Source organism: Erythrobacter sp. CCH5-A1, from assembly GCF_001557115.1.
Classification (GTDB): Bacteria; Pseudomonadota; Alphaproteobacteria; order Sphingomonadales; family Sphingomonadaceae; genus Erythrobacter.
The window spans coordinates 1-17,954 of the sequence record NZ_LSKQ01000174.1 but is presented as its reverse complement, the minus strand read 5'-3'; the positions used below and the strand labels follow the sequence as shown (position 1 = coordinate 17,954).

Here is a 17,954-nt window from a genome sequence, read left to right as displayed (position 1 = left end):
TGGGACGCATGGCAAGGTCAGCGCTCCACGGGGGTAAAACTTTACTGCCCGTTAACTGCGAAAGGCGCACGAGCGAAGCAGCACAAGCGCGGGTTCGCACAGTTTATCCCTACGCGCAGGCGGCATGACTATTCGGCTCAGGAGGTTAACCGGAAGATGACGGGGGTTGAAACACGCAGTGTCGCGCGCGACAGCCTGTTTCTGCTGGCTGACGTTCGTGTCGAACAGAACGCCGAGACCTACCGTGTGCGGGTCCGCAATCTTTCCGATGGCGGCATGATGGGCGAAGGCCAGCTGCGCGTGCAGCGCGGGCATCGCGTGATGGTCGAGCTGCGCAATATCGGCGCGGTAGGCGGGACGGTCGCGTGGGTGCAGGACAACCGCTTCGGCGTCGCCTTCGACGAGGAAATCGATTCGCAGAAGGCCCGCCGCCCGCTGCAGGGCGACGATGATCCGGCCGCGGCCGTGGTCAAGCCTTCGTGGGCCCACCGCGCGCCTCTGCCGCCCCATCCTACGACTCTGCGCAAGATCTGAGCCATTTTCGGGGCACTATGCGGCCCCGCGCCGCTCCCCAAGCTGACCGCCGCGTTTCAACCTGCTAGGCAGGGGTGATGCGAATCTGCGTGCTTCCGCTTGCCGTGCTGGCACTCTCGTCCTGCAACCTCGGAGCGGGCGAAGGGGCGATCGAGGTCGCGGTCATCGGCACGCCTGCTGCCATGTTCGACGATGGCGTGCGCCTGACCCCGGCCGCACAGCTAGTGCGCGGCGCTACGCATGAAGGCCTCGTCACGCTCGATGCCTCCGGGCAGGTCGTGCCCGCGATCGCCGAGCGCTGGATCGTCACCGATGACGGCCTCAGCTACATTTTCCGGCTGCGCGACAGCACCTGGCCGGGCGGCGAGGAGATCGAGGCGGGCGACGTGCGCGATCAGCTGCGGCGCCGGATCGTGCAGCTGGAAGGCACCTCGCTCGGGCTCGACCTGGGCAATATCCGTGCGATCCGCGCGATGACCGGGCGGGTGATCGAGGTGCAGCTGACCGCGCCGATGCCCGATTTCCTGCGCCTGCTCGCCCAGAGCGAGATGGGCTTCACCCGCGGCGGCAGCGGCGCGGGGCCGATGGCGATGTCGCGCGGCGAGGGCCGGGATGATGCCGTCGCTCGGCTCTCGGCGCTTCCACCGGAAACCCGCGGGTTGCCTGCCCGGGAGGACTGGGAGGAGGTCGCCCGCCCCGTCGCGATCCGCGCGCTTCCGGCCGGCAAGGCGGTCGAAGCCTTCGCGCGCGGCGATGTCGATCTGGTGCTGGGCGGCAGCATCGTCGATTTCCCCGAGGCCACCGCCGAGGCCGGGCCCCTGTCGCGCGGGACTGTCCAGGTCGATCCGACAGTCGGCCTGTTCGGGCTGACGGTGCGGCGCGAGGCGGGCCTGCTCGCCGACCCGTCGCGGCGCGAGGCCTTGTCGATGGCGATCGACCGGCCCGCGCTGATCCAGGCGTTCGGCCTTGGCGGCTGGCGCGACAACAGCTGGATCGTCCCGCCCGAGGCCTTCGCCGCGCCGACCTATGGGCAAGACCGCTGGAACGGCGCCTCGATCGACGAGCGCCGCGAGGCCGCCGCTGCCCGCATCCGGGCGTGGGCAGGCCCGGGGCGCGAGGCGGTGGTGCGGGTTGCGCTTCCGCGCGGCAAGGGAAGCGATCTCCTCTTCCGCCAGCTCGCCGAGGCCTGGGCCACGATCGGCGTGACCACCCGCCGCGCGGCGCCGGGCGAGCCCGCCGACCTCGAGCTGCGCGATACGCTCGCGCGCTATGTCTCGCCGGTGTGGTACCTGAACCAGTTCAACTGCCGCCTCGGCACCGGGCTGTGCGCGCCGGCGGCCGATGCGCTGGTCAAGCAGGCGCAGGCCACACGCGATCCGGCGCAGCGCGAGGTGCTGCTCGCCGAGGCGCACAAGGTGCTCGCCCAGAGCGAGGTCTACATTCCGCTCGGCGTCCCCGTGCGCTGGTCGCTGGTGCGCGGGACCTTGCGCAACTTCCAGCCCAACCCCTGGGCCTTCCACCCCTTGTTCCCGCTTTCGCAGCCCACCACATAGGGGGTATGGAACGACCCATGCCCGACCGCCCCGAACCCATGCGCTTTGCGCTTCCCGCCGGGACCGATCCGGCCTCCGTGCGCGCGCGCACGGTGATGCTTGAGCGGCTGCTCGAGCGCAGCTTCACGATCCCCGGCGTGAACATGCCGGTCGGGCTCGACGCGATCATCGGCCTCGTGCCGGTGCTGGGCGATGTGGTGACGACCGCGATGGGCGCCTACATCGTGTGGGAGGCGAAGAACCTTGGCCTGCCCAAGTGGAAACTCGCGCGGATGGGAGCGAACGTGCTGTTCGACACCGCGATCGGCGCGATTCCCGTGGTGGGCGATGCGGCGGACCTCGTGTTCCGTTCGAATTCGAAGAACCTCAAGATCCTGATGCGGCATCTGGACAAGCACCATCCCGAGACGCGGGTGATCGAGGGCTAGTTTCCTCTGCCGCCGGGGCACGCTAGGAGGCAGGGCATGAGCGCCGATGTCACCTACGCGAGCTATCTCGATCTTGGCCGAATCCTCGCAGCGCAGCACCCTGCCTCGGATGCGCATGACGAGCTCCTGTTCATCATCGTCCACCAGGCGAGCGAGCTGTGGCTCAAGCTGTGCCTGCACGAGCTGACCGCCGCGCGCGAGTGCATCGAGGCCGATGACCTGAGGCCTGCCTTCAAGATGCTCGCTCGGGTGGCGCGGGCGCAGCAGCAGTTGATCCAGAGCTGGGACGTGCTCAGCACCATGACCCCGCACGATTACTCGGCGATCCGGCCCCATCTGGGCGCGTCTTCCGGGTTCCAGTCGGCGCAGTACCGAATGATGGAGTTCATGCTCGGCGGGCGCGACGGGAAGCATGTGCGGCTGCACAAGTCGAATGCCGACTGGGCGGGTCGGCTGGAGGCGGAGCGGGGGCGTGCGAGCCTCTATGACGCGGCAATCCGCCTGCTTGCGCGGCGGGGGCTGGCGATCGACGCGGCCGTGCTGGCGCGCGATCCGGCCGTCCCCTACACCCCCGATGCCAGCGTCGAGGCGGCGTGGGCGGCGATCTACCGCGACCCGCAGGCGCACTGGGATCTCTATGAACTGGCCGAAAAGCTGGTCGATCTCGAATACCACTTCCAGCGCTGGCGCTTCGGGCACTTGAAGACCGTGGAGCGCATCATCGGCTTCAAGCGCGGCACCGGCGGCACGCCGGGGGTGCCCTACCTTGAGGGCGTGCTGAAGCAGGCGTTCTTCCCCGAGCTGCTGAGCGTCAGGACCGCGATATGACCCCCGAGGCGCGCGCCGCCGACTTCGACGCCGCCGACCCGCTGGCGGGGTTCCGCGAGCGGTTCACGCTGCCCGAGGGGGTGATCTATCTCGACGGCAACTCCTTGGGCGCGCTGCCCAAGGCGACCCCGGCCGCACTGGCGCGGGTGGTCGAGAGCGAGTGGGGCGAGGGGCTGATCCGCTCGTGGAACAGCGCGGGCTGGTTCGACATGGCGAGCCGCATCGGCGGCAAGATCGCGCCCCTGATCGGTGCTGCCCCGCACGAGGTGATCGCCTGCGATTCGACCTCGGTGAACCTGTTCAAGCTGATCGCCGCCGCGCTCCATATGCGGCCCGGGCGCAAGGTGGTGCTGTCCGAACCGGGCAACTTCCCGACCGATCTCTACATGATCGCCGGATTGGAAGCGCAGGGCCTCGCCGAACGGCGGCTGGCGGAGCGGGACAGGCTGGTCGCGGCGCTGGATGGCGATGTCGCGCTGCTGATGCTGACCCACGCGCATTACAAGACCGGCGCACTCCACGACATGGCCGCGCTCACCCGCGCCGCGCATAAGGCGGGCGCGCTGGTGCTTTGGGACCTGTCGCACTCGACCGGCGCGCTGCCGGTCGACCTGAACGCCGTGAAGGCGGATTTCGCGGTCGGCTGCGGCTACAAATACCTGTGCGGCGGCCCGGGCGCGCCCGCCTTCGCCTTCGTCGCCGAGCGCCATCAGGCGGGCTTGCAGCAGCCGCTGACCGGCTGGTTCGGCCACGCCGCGCCCTTCGCCTTCTCGGACGACTATGCAGGTGCGCCCGGCATCGAGCGGCTGCAATGCGGCACGCCCCCGGTGCTGGGGCTCGCGGCGCTGGAGGTGGGGGTCGATCTGATCGTCGGGATCGGCGTCGACCGGCTCTACGCCAAGTCGCAGGCGCTTTCGGAGTTCTTTCTCGAAAGCCTGATGGCGCATGATGTGGCGCTCGAACTGGTCAGCCCGCCGCGCGCCGCCGAGCGCGGGAGCCAGCTTTCGTTCCGCCACCCCGAGGCCTACGCCATCTGTCAGGCGTTGATCGCGCGCGGCGTGATCGGCGATTTCCGCGCGCCCGACGTGCTGCGGTTTGGTTTTGCGCCCGCATATCTCAGCTTTGCGGATATGGCCGCCGCCGCCCGCCACCTCGCCGAGTTGCTGGCGAGCGGCGAGTGGCAGCGCGAAGAGTTCAACCAGCGCGCGGCGGTGACTTAACCGACGGTTCTATCCGCTTTATCGGCCGCATTCGTGCCCTTGATCATCGCGCGCATCTGCTCCCACTCGGCATCGCCGAGGCCTTGAAGCATGGGGTAGAACGTGCCGCCATTGGCCTGGAAGCCCGCGCCGTCGATGGCGATGGTCTGGCCGTTCACATATTCCGCGCCCGGCCCCATCAGGAACACCGCGAGATTGGCGAGCTCGTGCATCTCGCCCGCGCGGCCCATCGGGTTGAGGCTGTTGCCCGAATTGCCGCCCGCCCCGCCCGGATGCAGCCGCGCGCTCATGCCCTTGGTCGGGAAGAGGCCGGGGGCGATGGCGTTGAAGCGCAACCCATAGCGGCCCCATTCGGTGGCCAAGCTCTGGGTCATGGCGTTGATCGCGGTCTTGCTCATGGCGCTCGGCACCACGAAGGCGCTGCCCGACCACACCCAGGTGGTGAGGATCGAGAGGAAGCTCGCCTTCTTCTTCTCCGCGATCAGCCGCTTGCCGATGTCGAGCGTGACGTAGAAGGTGCCGCGCATCACGATATCGGCGATGGCGTTGAAGCCGTTGACCGACAGGTCCTCGGTGCGGCTGATGAAGTTGCCCGCAGCGTTGTTGACGACGCCGGTGAGCGCGCCGCCATCGGCCCAGATGGCGTCGACCATGTCGTGGATCGCGTTCGCATCACGGATGTCGCAGGCCATCCCCACGATCTTGCCGCCATGCAGCGCGGTCAGTTCGGCGGCGGTCTCGTCGAGCTTGTTCTGCCGGCGGCCGCAGATGTAGACCGTGGCGCCCAGCTTGAGGAAGGCCTCGGCCATCTCGCGCCCGAGGCCCGTGCCCCCGCCGGTCACGAGAATGCGCTCGCCTGCCATTAGGCCATCGCGGAACATCAGTTTCGAAGCGTCCATTGGTGCGTCCTCTCTCGTTTCTCGTCATTGCGAGCCGCAGCAGGCGGCGCGGCAATCCATGGCCGGCCCTCGCCATGTTCGAGCGCCGGTCGATGGGTTGCTTCGTCGTTTCACTCCTCGCAATGACGAGGATGGGTTCGTTCAAAGCCCCAGCACGGTTTTCGCAATGATGTTCTTCTGCACCTCGTCCGATCCGCCGAAGATCGTCGAGGCGCGGTTGTTGAGGTATTTGCCCATCGCGGTCTGGGCATATTCGCTCCCCACCGGTTCGGGCGCCTCGTTGCCGTAGAGCGGGCGCTCGAGCGGCAATTGCAGCGCGTCCGGCCCCAGCAGTTCAAGACGCAGCACATCGACCTTCTGGCCGAGGTTCGAGCCGAGCAGTTTCACCAGCGAGGTCTGCGGCCCGGGCGCGCGGCCTTTCGCCAATTCGGCGAGGATGCGCAGCTCGGTCACTTCGAGCGCCTCGGCCTCCAGCCGTACGCGGGCGAGGCGGTCGCGGAAACGCGGGTCATGCGCGATCGCGCCGTTGACGCCGGAGGGCTGGGTCTGGGCGAGGCTTTCGAGCCGGTCGATGCTCTGGAGCAGGCGCGGGGCATAGCACGACCCGCCGCGCTCGTTCTCGAGCAGGAACTTGGCGATGGTCCACCCGGCCCCTTCCGCACCGATGCGGTTGTCGACCGAGGTGCGGGCATCGGTGAAGAACACTGCGTTGACCTCGTGATCACCCGACATCGAGTGGATCGGGGTGACCTCCACCCCCGGCTGGTCCATCGGCACCAGCAGGAAGCTGATCCCCTGCTGCTTCTTCACCGTGGTATCCGTGCGTACCAGCGCGAAGATCCAGTCGGCGTGGTGCGCGTGGGTGGTCCAGATCTTGGAGCCGTTGATGACGTATTCGTCACCCTCGAGCCGCGCCGAGGTTTTCAGGCTCGCAAGGTCCGAGCCGCTGCCCGGCTCGGAATAGCCCTGGCACCAGTAGTCGTCGCCGGACAGGATGCCGGGCAGGAAGCGCGCCTTCTGCTCGGGGGTGCCGAATTCGCAGATCACCGGTCCGACAAGGCGCAGGCCGAGGATCGCCAAGGCAGGCGCGCCGGCGAGGGCGCATTCCTTCTCGAAGATGAACTTCTGGGTGGGCGTCCAGCCGGTGCCGCCGTCCTCCTTGGGCCAGTGCGGGGCGACCCAGCCCTGCTTGAAGAGGATGCGGTGCCACTCCATCCCGATATCGGGCTCGACGAAAACCCCCGGCGTGCGGCGCGCGCCGTCGCGCAGCCGCTCGGGCAGGTTTTCAGCGAGGAAGCTGCGCACTTCCTCGCGGAAGGCGATGTCCTCGGGGGAGAAGTCCATGTCCATTGCAATCAGTCCCAGTCTTGATCCCTCAAGCTACGGCCGTCAGGCCCAGCCAGCTTCATTCCCCGTCCCGCATCCCCCATGCGATCGTCCGCCGCAGCAGGTCGTAATAGACGTCGTAATTCCACGCGCACATTTCCTTGTGCGGGTAGAAATCGGCCATGCCGGGAAGGTCATAGTGCCCGCGGCAATGGCCGAGCGCATTGTATACGATCCGCCCTCGCCCGATATCCCTCGTATAAACGATAGGAACCGTGGTCTTTTCCCACGTGCTGTGGGTGAAACCGGTCGCCTCGCCTTCGAAGGTGGTCTGCATCAGGGTTTCGATGGGGGCGGTGGTCTTGGAGAGGTAGAGCTCGTCCACCACCTCGAAATCCTCGATCCCGCGGGTCAGCTCGTGGTCCTTGTTGACCACCTCGACCGGGAACTTGTCGATGGGCGGGTGGGCCACAAACTGCGTGCCGAGCATTTCCATCACATCGGGACGCTCGTCGGGGGCGTCGACGAGCCCTTCGGCGGTGAAGACGAGGATCGAATTGGTGCCGTGGAGCGCCATCCACTTGCCGCCCTTCTCCAGCCACGCTTTCAGCTGCTGCGCCTGCTCGCGGGTCGGCATCAGGTCGCAGGTATAGGTGATGAGGAAGCGGCACTGGTCGAGCCGCTCGAGCCCCGAATAGTCCGCCGCCACGGTGGTGCGGATATGCGGGTGTTCGGCGAGCAGCTTGAGGATTTCGAGCCGCGGATAGTCGATGTCGTGATACTTGCCCGCGGCGATGAAATGCGCGTCGATGCGGGTGGCGGGTTGTGCGCCCATGCTTAGCTCCTGATGCTGCCGCCACCGTCGACGGTTAAGTCGCAGCCGGTCGTGAAGCTTGCGTCGTCGGAGGCGAGGAAGACCACCGCGCGGGCGACTTCCTCGGGCTCGCCGATGCGGTTCATCGGGTGGGTAGCGGCGAAATTGGTCTCGATGTTCTCGGGCGTGTCGGCGCCGGAGAACTTGTAGCGGTTGTACATCGGCGTACGGATCGCGCCGGGGTGGACCATGTTGACGCGGATCGGGAGGCCTCGCTCGGCAAGGTCGAGTGCCACGGATTGGGTGAGGCCCCTCAGGCCGGTCTTGGAGGCGGAGTAGGCCGCCACGAAGCTTGCCGGGCGCAGCGCGATCATCGAACCGATGTTGACGATGGCGCAGGGCTCCCCGCTTGCCTCCATCGCCGGGATCGCGGCGCGCATCCCGTAGAAGGGGCCGTGGAGATTGATGTCGATGGTGCGCTCCCACACGTCCAATGCGCCGTCGGGGACGTTGCCGGGCTCCGAGATGCCGGCGATGTTGCACAGCACGGTGAGCTTGCCGAAGCGCGAGAGCGTGGCGGCGACCGCGGCCTCCCACTGGGCAAGCTGGCGCACATCGAGGTGGGTCGCAGCCGCGCGCTCGCCCAGCTCGGTGGCGAGCGCCTGCGCTTTCTCGAGCTGCACATCGCCCAGCATCACGCTGCCGCCCTCGCCGACGATCAGCCGCGCGACCGCCGCCCCGATCCCCTCCGCGCCGCCCGAGACGAGCGCGACCTTGCCCTGCATCCGGGTGCTCATTCGCGCTCCAGGATCGCGACGCCGGACAGGCCGGGGGCGCCATAGACGTGGGAGTAGCCGAACCGCACCTTGCGCCCATTCTTTTCGGGCACCTGCCGCTCGCCCGCCCGGCCGCGCAGCTGGGTGACATTTTCGTAGACCTGCCTCAGGCCCGACGCACCGATCGGCTCTCCGCAGGCGAGGCACCCGCCGTCGGTGTTCACCGGCAGCTTGCCGCCGTTGATCTCGGTCCAGCCATTGGCGAGCCATTCCTCCTGCTCGCCGTCCTTGCAGAAGCCGTTCTCGGCCATGTGCATGATCTCCGCGCCGCTCTCGGTGTCCTGCAGCTGCGCGACCGAGATGTCCTCGGGACCGATCCCGGCCTTCTCGAAGGCGGCCTGCGAGGCGAGGACGGTGGGCTTGCCGCCTTCCTCGATGCTGATGCCGGCCTGGAACACCTCGAAGGAATTGGGCGGGCGGGTCTTGACCGAAACCGCGCGGATCTTCACCCCGTCCGCGCCCAGCTCCTTCATCTTCTTTTCCGAAGCGAGGATCAGCGCCACCGCGCCCTCCGCGGGCGAGCAGAACATATATTTGGTCAGCGGGTCGTTGATCATCGGCGCGTTCATGATCGTCTCGAGATCGACCGGACTGCGCCGCCACGCATGGGGCGTGATCGTGCCGTTGCGGAAGGCCTTTTCGGCGACCCGCCCCAAGGTGGTGCGGCTGATGCCGTGCAATTGCATGTAGCGCTGGATCTTCAGCGCGAAGAACTGCGTGGTCAGCATCATGCCGGTCTGCCCGTACCATTCGGGCAGGCCATAGTCCGAAGGCTTGGCGTTGAACGCCCCGCGCGGGTGCTTGTCGAAGCCGACCGCCAGCGCGAGGTCATACATGCCGCTCGCGATCGCCTGCTGCGAGGCGGCGAGCGCGCTGCCGCCCGTGGCGCAGCCATTGGCGACATTGGTGAAGGGCAGACTCGTCAGCCCCAGCTCGTTGACCATGATGTCGGCATTGCCCGCCGCCGCGCTGCCGCCATAGGCGCATTCGATATCGGGCCATTCCAGCCCCGCATCGGCCAGCGCCTCGCGCACGGCATAGACGCCCTGTTCGCGGCCCGAGCGGCTGTCGGTGCGGCCGAAGGGGTGGATCCCGGCGCCGATGATGTAGACGTTCTCGCTCATGCGGCTTTGCTTTCGCTGGCGGTGGCAGGACGGAAGGCAAAGGTGTCGTAGCGCGCGTTGAACGGCACGATGCAGAATTCGAGCTCCATGCCGAGATGGAGGTCCTCCAATCGCGCGTCGACGATGCGGCTCTCGACGATCACTTCGCCGGGCAGCTCGACATAGCCGAGCAGGAACGGCTGGAAGTCGGGCGGGCCTTCGCCGGGGCCGGAGCCGGGGCCTTCATAGGGTTCCTTCGGCAGGAAGCCCTGCGAGGTCCACGACCACAGCTTGCCGCGGCGCGAGAGCTTGTAGGGCTCGACGCCCTCCGCCGCATCGCCCACCGGCATCGGGAAGACGATCTGCCCCGAGGGCAGCCTGCCGCCCATCAGATGCGGCTGCGCCCCGTCGCTCCACAGGTTCGGGTCGATCTTTTCGCCCATGATGTCGTGTCCCCTCCTCCCCGCGTCACGCCGCGAGCGCATATTCCGCAAGCACGGTGTCGACGTCGCCGAACAGCCGCGCGAGCACCAGCACGCGCTTCAGCGCATGGCCGATGGCGAGCTCGTCGGTGATCCCCATGCCGCCGTGCATCTGCACCGCCTCGCGGGCGATGGCGTCGACGTTCTCGCCGATATAGGCCTTGGCCCCGGCGGCGGCGCGCTGCCACTTTTCGGCATCGGCGCGGTCAGTCAATGCTGCGCGGTAAAGCATTGATCGTGCTTGTTCTTCGCGGGCATAGCAATCGACCAAACGGTGCTGCAATGCCTGGAAGCTGCCGATCGCGACGCCGAACTGCTCGCGCTCCTTCACATAGGCGAGCGTATCGTCCAGAAGGCGCTGTCCGAGGCCCACCATTTCGGCCGCGGCATAGAGCCGGAGGTCGGCGGCGATCGCGACAAGGCCCGCCATGTCGAGCGCCAGCTTCGCGCGCGCCGGGGTGCGCGTCAGCTTGATCTCGCCCGCGATGCTGCCGTCCGCAAGGCGATAGGCGCGCACCTCCAGCCCCGGCGCGTCGCGCGGCACGAGGAAGCAGGCGGTCTCCCCGCCGAGGTCGCCGGTGACGATGAACAGGTCGGCGAGCAGCGCGCCCATCACCATCGTCTTTTCGCCGGTGAGGGTGAAGCTGTCGCCGGCGCTTTCGGCCTTCATCCCCTTGGCCTTGAGGCTGTAGCGTTGGCTGCGCTCGGTCCAGGCGAGGGTCGCGAGGGTCTCGCCCGACAGCACGCCCTCCAGCACATCGCCCGCGCCGCCGCGTTCGAGCAACAGGGCGGGCAGGATGCCGTGTTCGAGCAGCGGATCGGGCGCGTTGGCCTTGCCAATCGCCTCCAGCACCAGCGCTAGATCGACCGCCGAGCCGCCCATGCCGCCCGCGTCTTCACCGGCGGCAAGCGCGATCAGCCCCATCTCGGCCAGTTGCTGCCAGCGCGCGCGGTCATAGCCGGTGGGCGAGAGCCGCAGTTTGCGGCGCCAGTCGACATCGACCGCCGCGGCGAAGCGCTCGACCGACGAAACGAACATCTGCTGCTCTTCGGAAAGGTCGAAATTCATGTCAGCCCTTCCGGGTAAACGTGATCGGCAGGTGGGTCACGCCGCGCAGCAGGATGTTGGGGAGGATGCGGATCTCGTTCTCGTCCGCGACCGCGAAGTTATCGAGCCGTTCGAGCAGCTCGTCGAAGGCGACCAGCATCTCCTTGCGGCTGAGCATGTTGCCCACGCACATATGCGGCCCCTTGCCGAAGGAGAGGTGCGTGCGGGCGTTCGCGCGCTCGATGTCGAAGCGGTCGGGATCGGGGAATTTGGACGGATCGCGGTTGGCCGCGGCATAGCGCAGCTGCACCACGCTGCCCGCCGGGATCGCCATGCCGCCAAGCGCCGTATCCTGCTTGACGATCCGCCACATCCCCGCGGTCGGCGTTTCGTAGCGCAGCGCCTCTTCGACGAGGTTCATGATGACCTTGGGATCGCGCCCACCGGCGGCGGCCTTGGCCTTGGCCATCTGGTCGGGGTTGCGGATCAGCTGGAGCAGGCCGCCCGCCAGCGTCGAGGTGGTGGTCTCGTTCCCCGCCACCATGAACTGCTGCATCAGCGACATGATTTCCGGGTCGGAAAGCGGCGTCTCGCCCTCGACCCGCGCCTCGACGAGGTCGGTGAGCAGGTCATTGCCGCCGTTGGCCTTGCGGTCGTCGATCAACCCCTTGATGTAGTGCTGGAACTCGACGAGGCTGCGGGCGCATTCCTTCTTGTGCTCGTGGTCGACCATCTGGCTGAAGCGGTCGACCGCCGCGTCCGACCAGCGCTTCACCCGCGCGGGATCATCGTCCAGACCGATCTGCCCGGCGATCATCGCGACGGGGAGCGGCACACCAAATTCCTCCACGAACTCGCACGAGCCCCGGTCGGCGAAAGCCTCGATCAGCTCGATCGACTTCTGCCGCATGTCGGCCTCGATCGCGTTGACGCGCGGGGCCGAGAAAGCCAGGTTCACCAGCTTGCGGTTGCGGGTGTGGACCGGATGGTCGGCAGTGAGCAGGGTGGGCAGGTCCGGCCAACCTTCGGCAAGGATCGCCTGGATATCCTCCTCCGCCTCGCGGCCCATCAGAGCGGTGAAGTCGTTCGAGAAGACCTCGGGCTTGGCCGCCGCCTCGCTGCACAGGTCGTAGGAATAGACGACCCAGGTGTTCATGCCTTCTAGGTGCTCGATCGCCACTCCCGCCTCGTGGACGGCGCGGTAATAATCGAACGGATCGATCAGCGTTTCAGGCGCAAAGACATTGCCTTCGGGCTTGTTCATGGGATGCGGCTCCAGACCCCTCTCGAGATTATGGGTGGAGCCTAGCGGCCCTCGCGGCCCGGATGCGATGCGCGTTTGTGTTAGGGTCGAGTGCGCCGCATCACGCCGGGGCAAATTCGCGCTGGAATTCTTGGCTGTCGAAATAGTCGCGCCAGCCGGTGATGCGGCCGTCGGTGCCGATGTCGAAAGTGCCCATCACCCGGATCGCGGCGCGACGGCCGTCCTTGAAATGGAAGATGTCGGTGCGCTCGGTCAGCACGGTGTTGCCGTTGGCGGCGATGGCGTGGGTCTGCCAGTCGCAGCGCTCGACCGCGCCGAGGAAGCCTTCGACCATCGCGCGCATCTGCGCGGTGCCGGTGACGGGCTCCATGGGCACGTTGTGGTAGACGATGTCCTCGGCGCACAGCGCGATCATCGCGTCGATGTCGCAGGCGTTCCAGTGCGCGATGAAGGCCTCGACGGTTTCCTGGGGCGTCATGCGGTTCCTCCTGAGATGTAGTCGAGCGCCTGCCGCAGAATCTGGCGCACGTGCGGGTTGGCGTAGGTCGCGGGGCCATCGCCGAATTGCAGGTAGACGAGCGGGGCGGGGCATGTGCGGCTCTCCCAGGCGACGCAGTTGCTGCCCGGCGGGTGCTCCCAGCCCGCATTGCTGAACATGGCCCCGGCGACGGCCTGCGCAGCGGAGTAGAAATTGTCCCGGGTGAAGGAGAAGCCCTCGGCCCGGATCAGGGGTGTGATGGCGCTCTCGTCGACGGGGCAGAGGTAGAGCTCGTCGGTGACGGTGAAGCTTGCGGGAAGGCCGCGCGTGACCGGATGGTCGGCGACCACCCGCGCTTCGTAAGCGATGTCGTGGCGGTATCCGGAATCGAGGCCATGCGCGCCCGGCCGGTAGTGGAACTGCCCGCTGAGCCAGTCGTGCCACTCCGGCCACAGCGCCCAGCCCGCCAGCGCATGGTGCATCGCCACCGCGCCCTTGCCGTCGGCAAAGCGCGCGGTGACGGCCTCGCGCAAGGCGGGCGAGGGCGGGCGCATCGTCACCGTGCCCTCGCCAAAACTGTAGCCCGCCATGTCGTAGAACAGCAGCGCGTGCGCCTCGCGGATGGCCTCGGCGGCGTCAGCCTCGCCGCCCTCGGGGTGGACGAGGTGCGTGACCTCCCAGTCGCCGAGGCTGTGCAGGAGTTCGTCGAACGGCCCCGCCTCGTAAGGATGGCCCCCTGACAGCACGAGCAGCGAGCGTGCCATCAGGCGATCTTGAGGATCATCTTGCCGTCATTCGTCCCCGCGAACAGGCGCATGAAGCTGTCGAAGGCGTTCTCCAGCCCCTCGTCGATATGCTCGTCGATGGTGAGGCGGCCTTGCGACGCCCAGACGCCCATCTGCGCGGCACCCTCGGCAAAGCGCGGGACGTAGTCGGCGACCAGCAGGCCTCTGATGTGCGCGCGCTTGACGATCAGCTGCCACAGGTTGCGGATGCCGCGCGGCTCGGTGTTGTATTCGCTGATGAGCCCGCACAGGCCGACGCGGGAATGCAGGTTCAGGTTCATCAGCCCCGCATCGAGGATGATCCCGCCGACATTCTCGAAGATCACGTCGACACCATCGGGGCAGGCTGCGGCGATGGCGGCGGTGAGCGCGGCTTCATCCTTGCCGCGATAGTCGATGGCGGCGTCGAAGCCGTATTTCTCCGTGAGCCGCGCGCACTTGGCCGGGCCGCCGGCGATGCCGACAGCGCGGCAGCCGTGGATCTTGGCGAGCTGGCCGACAAGGCTGCCCACCGCGCCTGCGGCACCGGTCACCAGCACGGTCTCCCCCGCCTTGGGTTCGCACACCTCCAGAAAACCGAAATAGGCGGTCATCCCCACTGCGCCGAAGATCGAGAGGTAGTTGGTGACGCTTGGCACCAGCGAGGGATCGATCGGTTGGGTGAAGCCGCCTGCAACGCCGATGGAATAGTCCTCGAGCGCGTTCAGCCCCATCACCCACTGGCCGGGCGCAAAACCTTCCGCGCGGCTTTCCTCGACCACGCCGATGGTGCTCGCCCGGACGGACTCGCCCAGCGGGATGGGGGGCATGTAATTGCCCTCGGCATCCATCCAGCCGCGCATCGCCGGATCGAGCGATGCGTAATGGTTGCGGATCAGGAATTGCCCCGATTCCAGCGCGGGGGTCGGCTCGGTTACAAGCGCGAAATCATCGGGCACAGGGGTGCCTTGGGGGCGTCGCTGAAGCAGAAAACGGCGATTCTGGGGCATCTGAAATTCCCGATATGGTTAAAGTTAGGCCGGTTCCAATTTAACCGGAATGGCGCTTTGCAAGCTCTGCCCGGTGATCGGATCGTAGTCGACAACCTCGCTGACGAGCCGGTTGGTCGAGGCGCCGCGGGTCCGTACATCGTCCTTCCCCGCATCGGCATCGCCATAGGCATGCGCCATCGAAACGATCCCGCGCCGCACCTTGTCGCTTGCCTTCACCACCCCGTGGATCGTGGCGTGGGGGCTGGTGATCGCGACCAGCCCGCCTTCCTCCAGCCCCAGCGCCGCAATGTCGTCGGGATGGATGAAGGCCGGGTTGGTGGTGGTCTTCTCCTGCAGCTTCTTCAAGGGATGGCCGATCGAGTTGAACCGCGTCTTCGAGCGCCGCGAGATCAGCCGGAAATCGAAACCCTCGCGCGCGGCGCTGGCTTGGGCATACTTGCCGATCTCCGAGGGCATTGCGCCCACGGCAAGGTCGAAGCGGTGGAACTCGCTCTCGTCGACCGGCTCCACCAGCGGGTGCTTTTCGGGATAGAGCACTGCCGCCCCGCCGTTCGCCGCGCAGTCCTTTCGCACCTGGCTCGGCGGCACGAGGCAGCCGGTCACCGCAAGGTCGAGAAACTCCTGCTTGGTGGGCTTGCGATCCATCGGCAGCGGGCCGCCCGCGAGGTTCATCTGGATGCCGAGATGGTGCGCCAGCGTCCAGAACATCTCGTACTCGTCGATGCAGTCGCCTGGCGCTGCGACTACCGCTTCAGTGTAGCGGGCATAGGGTTCCTCGTGCCACCATTCGGACAGGCTGGTGATGTCCTCGCGCTCCAGACATTGCGAGGGCGCCAACACCACATCGGCGCGTTTGGCGCTCGCGCTCATCCACGGGTCGATCTGCACGAACAGCTCCAGATCATCGAGCGCACGAACCATCTTGGCCTGATCGGGGAAGCCCACCACCGGATTGCCGCCAACCGAGATCAGCGCACGCACCTGCCCCTCGCCGGGAGTGAGGATCTCGTCGGCCAGCACGTTGCAGGGCATCTCCCACCCCAGGTGCCCGAGCCCGCGGAACCGCGACTTGGGCATCCCCTCCGCCCCGAACATCGGCACGGGCGGCCCCACCTGCGCACGGCGCGCGGTCTGGTAGGGGCTGAACACGCCGGGGATCGCGGCCTTCTCGCCCTCCTGCTTGAAGCGGGCGCAAATGGTGTTGAGGCACACCACTAGATATTCGGTGAGCGTCCCGTTCCCCGCCATTTCGGGCCCCGTTCCGGTCACCGCGCAGCCCTTCGAGCCCTGCGCGAACATCCGCGCGGCGGCGATCAGCTGGTCTTTATCGAGCCCCGCACGTTCCGCCGCAACTTCGGGCGGGAAGGCCTTCACCGCCTCGGCCAGCTCGTCGAACCCGTCCACGTGGGCCGCGACGAAATTGCGGTCATACAGCCCCTCGGCGATGATCACGTTGAGCATCCCCGCCAGCATCGCCGGGTCTTCGCCCGGCTTCACGGGCAGGTAGATGTCGGCCAGCCGCGCGACATCACTCTCGCGCGGGTCGGCGACAATCAGCTTCATCCCCTCCATCTGCTTGTCGCGGATGCGGCGCGAGGGGCTGAAGGGCGGGACGCCGCCCACCGGCGAATAGTGCGAGACGATCGGGTTGTTGCCGATGAAGAAGGCGACGTCGCTTTCGGAGAAGGTGTTCGGCCCCGCCATCCACTTGCCGTAGCGTGCGGTGGTGAAGACCTTGGCGGGCTGATCGAGCGTAACCGAGGTGTAGAAATTGCGGCTGCCCACCGCTTGCGCAAAGCTCAGCGAGGCGGACATGGCGGCGCTGTTCTGAAAGCCGCCCGAGCCCATGAACACCGCTACCGAATGCGGGCCATACCGGTCGATGATCCGGCGCAATTCGCTCGCGACATGGGCGAGGGCCTCATCCATCGTGGTCGAGACGAATTCGCCCGCTTCGTTCCGCACGAGGCTGTGGTGCAACCTGTTCTCGGAGTTGTGCGAATCCGGCAGCTCGCGGCCCTTCATGCAGGTGTAGCCGCCATAGGCCGGATCGTCCGGATCGCCGCGGACCTCGACGACCTTTCCGTCCACGACATCCACTTCCATCGCGCAATTGGCATGGCAGAAACGGCAGAAGGTCTTGTGAGTCTGAACGCCCATTGTCTCTCTCCCCGGCAGGTCGGGCGAGACTATCACAGGGGCGGGGGCGCTCGACTGACACTTTTGTCCGTGGAGGCCCCGCGCGCGGCCCCGCAATAGGGCACTCGAACCAAGGAGATACCCCATGCCCACCACCACCCGCCAATGGCTCCTCAACGGCCACCCGCGCGGCCGCGGGATCGAGATCGAGAACGATTTCAAGCTGGTGGAAACCCAGCTCCCCGATCCCGCCCCGGGCGAGATGCTGCTGAAGCAGCACTATCTCGGCTTCGATCCGGCGCAGAAGGGCTGGATGGAGAACATCGCCGACTACGTTGCGCCGATGAATATCGGCGACGTGATGCGCGGCAGCGGGATCGCCGAGGTGGTGGCGTCCAACGGCGGCAGGTTCGCAGTCGGCGACATGGTGTTCGGCACCACCGGCTGGACCGAATATCTCGTCACCGACGGCAAGGAGCTGACCAGGGTCGAGACCGAATTGTCGCCCACTGCCGTGCTCTCGGTGCTGGGGACGACGGGGCTGACCGCCTATTGCGGGCTGTTCAAGGTCGGCAAGCCCGTGGCGGGGGACACCGTGCTGGTGAGCGGCGCGGCGGGGGCAACGGGGAGCATCGTCGGCCAGCTCGCCAGAATCGCCGGGTGCCGCGTGGTCGGCATCGCGGGCGGGCAGGACAAGTGTGACTGGCTGGTGCGCGAGGCGGGTTATGACGCCGCGATCGATTACAAGGCAGGCCGCGTGAAGGAGCAGATCCGCGAGCTGTGCCCGCGCGGGGTGGACGTGATCTACGACAATGTCGGCGGCAAGATCCTGAACGACATGCTCGCCTGCATCGCTACCGGCGCCCGCGTGGTGATCTGCGGCGGGATCAGCCGCTACGAGACCGGCACGCTGCCCGCGGGGCCGGAGAACTACTTCAACCTCGTTTTCCGGCGCGGGACGATGGCGGGCTTCATCGTGCTCGACTGGGCGAGCGAGTTCCCCGGCATCCGCAAGCGGCTCGAGGGCTTCGTCAAGGACGGCTCGCTGAAGTACCAGGAAGACATCCAGCACGGCTTCGAGAACGCGCCGACGACCTTGCAGCGGCTGTTCACGGGGCAGAACCGCGGGAAGCAGATGCTGAAGCTGTAAGGGCAAGGGCCCACCCCCAGCCCCTCCCGCAAGCGGGAGGGGAGCGAGACTTGGCGGCTTTGCCGCCTAGTCGCA

The 17,954-nt window shown here is 67.1% G+C and carries 18 protein-coding genes; 6 read left to right on the top strand and 12 right to left on the bottom strand.

Features of this window, described 5'->3' with window-relative positions; genetic code table 11:
- Positions 1-156 precede the first annotated feature (156 nt).
- The 5 genes from AX708_RS09730 to kynU all read left to right on the top strand — a co-directional run bounded on the left by AX708_RS09730 (position 157) and on the right by kynU (position 4,563).
- Complete coding sequence (locus AX708_RS09730) at positions 157-534, top strand: PilZ domain-containing protein (RefSeq protein WP_066530204.1); 378 nt, start codon at positions 157-159, stop codon at positions 532-534.
- Positions 535-623: 89 nt separating this feature from the next.
- Positions 624-2,087 (top strand): ABC transporter substrate-binding protein, encoded by a 1,464-nt coding sequence (locus tag AX708_RS09725; RefSeq protein ID WP_197426116.1) that lies wholly within the window; start codon positions 624-626, stop codon positions 2,085-2,087.
- A 17-nt stretch (positions 2,088-2,104) separates the two neighbouring features.
- On the top strand, positions 2,105-2,515 hold the full coding sequence (locus AX708_RS09720; RefSeq protein WP_197426117.1) for a DUF4112 domain-containing protein: 411 nt from the start codon (positions 2,105-2,107) through the stop codon (positions 2,513-2,515).
- A 36-nt stretch (positions 2,516-2,551) separates the two neighbouring features.
- The gene (locus AX708_RS09715; RefSeq protein ID WP_066530212.1) at positions 2,552-3,343 is read left to right on the top strand and encodes a tryptophan 2,3-dioxygenase; all 792 of its coding nucleotides are present in this window, start codon (positions 2,552-2,554) and stop codon (positions 3,341-3,343) included.
- Positions 3,340-4,563: a kynureninase gene (gene kynU, locus AX708_RS09710; protein WP_066530215.1), complete on the top strand. Its 1,224-nt coding sequence runs from the start codon at positions 3,340-3,342 to the stop codon at positions 4,561-4,563. Before AX708_RS09715 ends, kynU begins: the two co-directional genes overlap by 4 nt.
- Here the strand turns inward: kynU and AX708_RS09705 are convergent.
- From AX708_RS09705 to AX708_RS09650, 12 genes are all read right to left on the bottom strand, one after another.
- Positions 4,560-5,462: an SDR family oxidoreductase gene (locus AX708_RS09705; RefSeq protein ID WP_066530218.1), complete on the bottom strand. Its 903-nt coding sequence runs from the start codon at positions 5,460-5,462 to the stop codon at positions 4,560-4,562. The genes kynU and AX708_RS09705 overlap by 4 nt on opposite strands.
- A gap of 141 nt (positions 5,463-5,603) precedes the next feature.
- Complete coding sequence (locus AX708_RS09700; protein WP_066530223.1) at positions 5,604-6,812, bottom strand: acyl-CoA dehydrogenase family protein; 1,209 nt, start codon at positions 6,810-6,812, stop codon at positions 5,604-5,606.
- A gap of 55 nt (positions 6,813-6,867) precedes the next feature.
- On the bottom strand, positions 6,868-7,623 hold the full coding sequence (locus AX708_RS09695; RefSeq protein ID WP_066530226.1) for a ThuA domain-containing protein: 756 nt from the start codon (positions 7,621-7,623) through the stop codon (positions 6,868-6,870).
- Between the two features lie 2 nt (positions 7,624-7,625).
- On the bottom strand, positions 7,626-8,399 hold the full coding sequence (locus AX708_RS09690; RefSeq protein ID WP_197426118.1) for an SDR family NAD(P)-dependent oxidoreductase: 774 nt from the start codon (positions 8,397-8,399) through the stop codon (positions 7,626-7,628).
- Positions 8,396-9,562 (bottom strand): thiolase family protein, encoded by a 1,167-nt coding sequence (locus tag AX708_RS09685; protein ID WP_066530229.1) that lies wholly within the window; start codon positions 9,560-9,562, stop codon positions 8,396-8,398. Before AX708_RS09685 ends, AX708_RS09690 begins: the two co-directional genes overlap by 4 nt.
- Positions 9,559-9,984 carry a Zn-ribbon domain-containing OB-fold protein gene (locus AX708_RS09680; RefSeq protein WP_066530231.1) on the bottom strand — a complete coding sequence of 142 codons (426 nt, stop codon included), beginning with the start codon at positions 9,982-9,984 and terminating at the stop codon, positions 9,559-9,561. Before AX708_RS09680 ends, AX708_RS09685 begins: the two co-directional genes overlap by 4 nt.
- Positions 9,985-10,009: 25 nt before the next feature.
- Positions 10,010-11,092, bottom strand: coding sequence for an acyl-CoA dehydrogenase family protein (locus AX708_RS09675; protein WP_066530233.1), 1,083 nt, complete (start codon positions 11,090-11,092; stop codon positions 10,010-10,012).
- Position 11,093: 1 nt separating this feature from the next.
- The gene (locus AX708_RS09670; protein WP_066530236.1) at positions 11,094-12,335 is read right to left on the bottom strand and encodes a cytochrome P450; all 1,242 of its coding nucleotides are present in this window, start codon (positions 12,333-12,335) and stop codon (positions 11,094-11,096) included.
- Between the two features lie 100 nt (positions 12,336-12,435).
- Entirely contained in the window at positions 12,436-12,813 is a 378-nt protein-coding gene (locus tag AX708_RS09665; RefSeq protein ID WP_066530239.1) for a limonene-1,2-epoxide hydrolase family protein, read from the bottom strand.
- The gene (locus tag AX708_RS09660; RefSeq protein WP_066530241.1) at positions 12,810-13,577 is read right to left on the bottom strand and encodes a ThuA domain-containing protein; all 768 of its coding nucleotides are present in this window, start codon (positions 13,575-13,577) and stop codon (positions 12,810-12,812) included. Before AX708_RS09660 ends, AX708_RS09665 begins: the two co-directional genes overlap by 4 nt.
- The gene (locus tag AX708_RS09655) at positions 13,577-14,587 is read right to left on the bottom strand and encodes an NADP-dependent oxidoreductase (RefSeq protein WP_066530243.1); all 1,011 of its coding nucleotides are present in this window, start codon (positions 14,585-14,587) and stop codon (positions 13,577-13,579) included. Before AX708_RS09655 ends, AX708_RS09660 begins: the two co-directional genes overlap by 1 nt.
- Before the next feature lie 24 nt (positions 14,588-14,611).
- Positions 14,612-16,750, bottom strand: a complete 2,139-nt coding sequence (locus AX708_RS09650) for a molybdopterin-dependent oxidoreductase (protein ID WP_082745596.1) — start codon at positions 16,748-16,750, stop codon at positions 14,612-14,614.
- Between the two features lie 124 nt (positions 16,751-16,874).
- Between AX708_RS09650 and AX708_RS09645 the strand changes: the two genes are divergently transcribed.
- Positions 16,875-17,879, top strand: coding sequence for an NADP-dependent oxidoreductase (locus AX708_RS09645; RefSeq protein WP_066530249.1), 1,005 nt, complete (start codon positions 16,875-16,877; stop codon positions 17,877-17,879).
- Positions 17,880-17,954: the final 75 nt, after the last annotated feature.

Coding starts and splice junctions, on each gene's coding strand:
- AX708_RS09730 (WP_066530204.1), top strand. CDS start 157: ATGACGGGGGTTGAAACACGCAGTGTCGCGCGCGACAGCCTGTTTCTG.
- AX708_RS09720 (WP_197426117.1), top strand. CDS start 2,105: ATGCCCGACCGCCCCGAACCCATGCGCTTTGCGCTTCCCGCCGGGACC.
- AX708_RS09715 (WP_066530212.1), top strand. CDS start 2,552: ATGAGCGCCGATGTCACCTACGCGAGCTATCTCGATCTTGGCCGAATC.
- kynU (WP_066530215.1), top strand. CDS start 3,340: ATGACCCCCGAGGCGCGCGCCGCCGACTTCGACGCCGCCGACCCGCTG.
- AX708_RS09705 (WP_066530218.1), bottom strand. CDS start 5,462: ATGGACGCTTCGAAACTGATGTTCCGCGATGGCCTAATGGCAGGCGAG.
- AX708_RS09700 (WP_066530223.1), bottom strand. CDS start 6,812: ATGGACATGGACTTCTCCCCCGAGGACATCGCCTTCCGCGAGGAAGTG.
- AX708_RS09695 (WP_066530226.1), bottom strand. CDS start 7,623: ATGGGCGCACAACCCGCCACCCGCATCGACGCGCATTTCATCGCCGCG.
- AX708_RS09690 (WP_197426118.1), bottom strand. CDS start 8,399: ATGAGCACCCGGATGCAGGGCAAGGTCGCGCTCGTCTCGGGCGGCGCG.
- AX708_RS09685 (WP_066530229.1), bottom strand. CDS start 9,562: ATGAGCGAGAACGTCTACATCATCGGCGCCGGGATCCACCCCTTCGGC.
- AX708_RS09680 (WP_066530231.1), bottom strand. CDS start 9,984: ATGGGCGAAAAGATCGACCCGAACCTGTGGAGCGACGGGGCGCAGCCG.
- AX708_RS09675 (WP_066530233.1), bottom strand. CDS start 11,092: ATGAATTTCGACCTTTCCGAAGAGCAGCAGATGTTCGTTTCGTCGGTC.
- AX708_RS09670 (WP_066530236.1), bottom strand. CDS start 12,335: ATGAACAAGCCCGAAGGCAATGTCTTTGCGCCTGAAACGCTGATCGAT.
- AX708_RS09665 (WP_066530239.1), bottom strand. CDS start 12,813: ATGACGCCCCAGGAAACCGTCGAGGCCTTCATCGCGCACTGGAACGCC.
- AX708_RS09660 (WP_066530241.1), bottom strand. CDS start 13,577: ATGGCACGCTCGCTGCTCGTGCTGTCAGGGGGCCATCCTTACGAGGCG.
- AX708_RS09655 (WP_066530243.1), bottom strand. CDS start 14,587: ATGCCCCAGAATCGCCGTTTTCTGCTTCAGCGACGCCCCCAAGGCACC.
- AX708_RS09650 (WP_082745596.1), bottom strand. CDS start 16,750: ATGGGCGTTCAGACTCACAAGACCTTCTGCCGTTTCTGCCATGCCAAT.
- AX708_RS09645 (WP_066530249.1), top strand. CDS start 16,875: ATGCCCACCACCACCCGCCAATGGCTCCTCAACGGCCACCCGCGCGGC.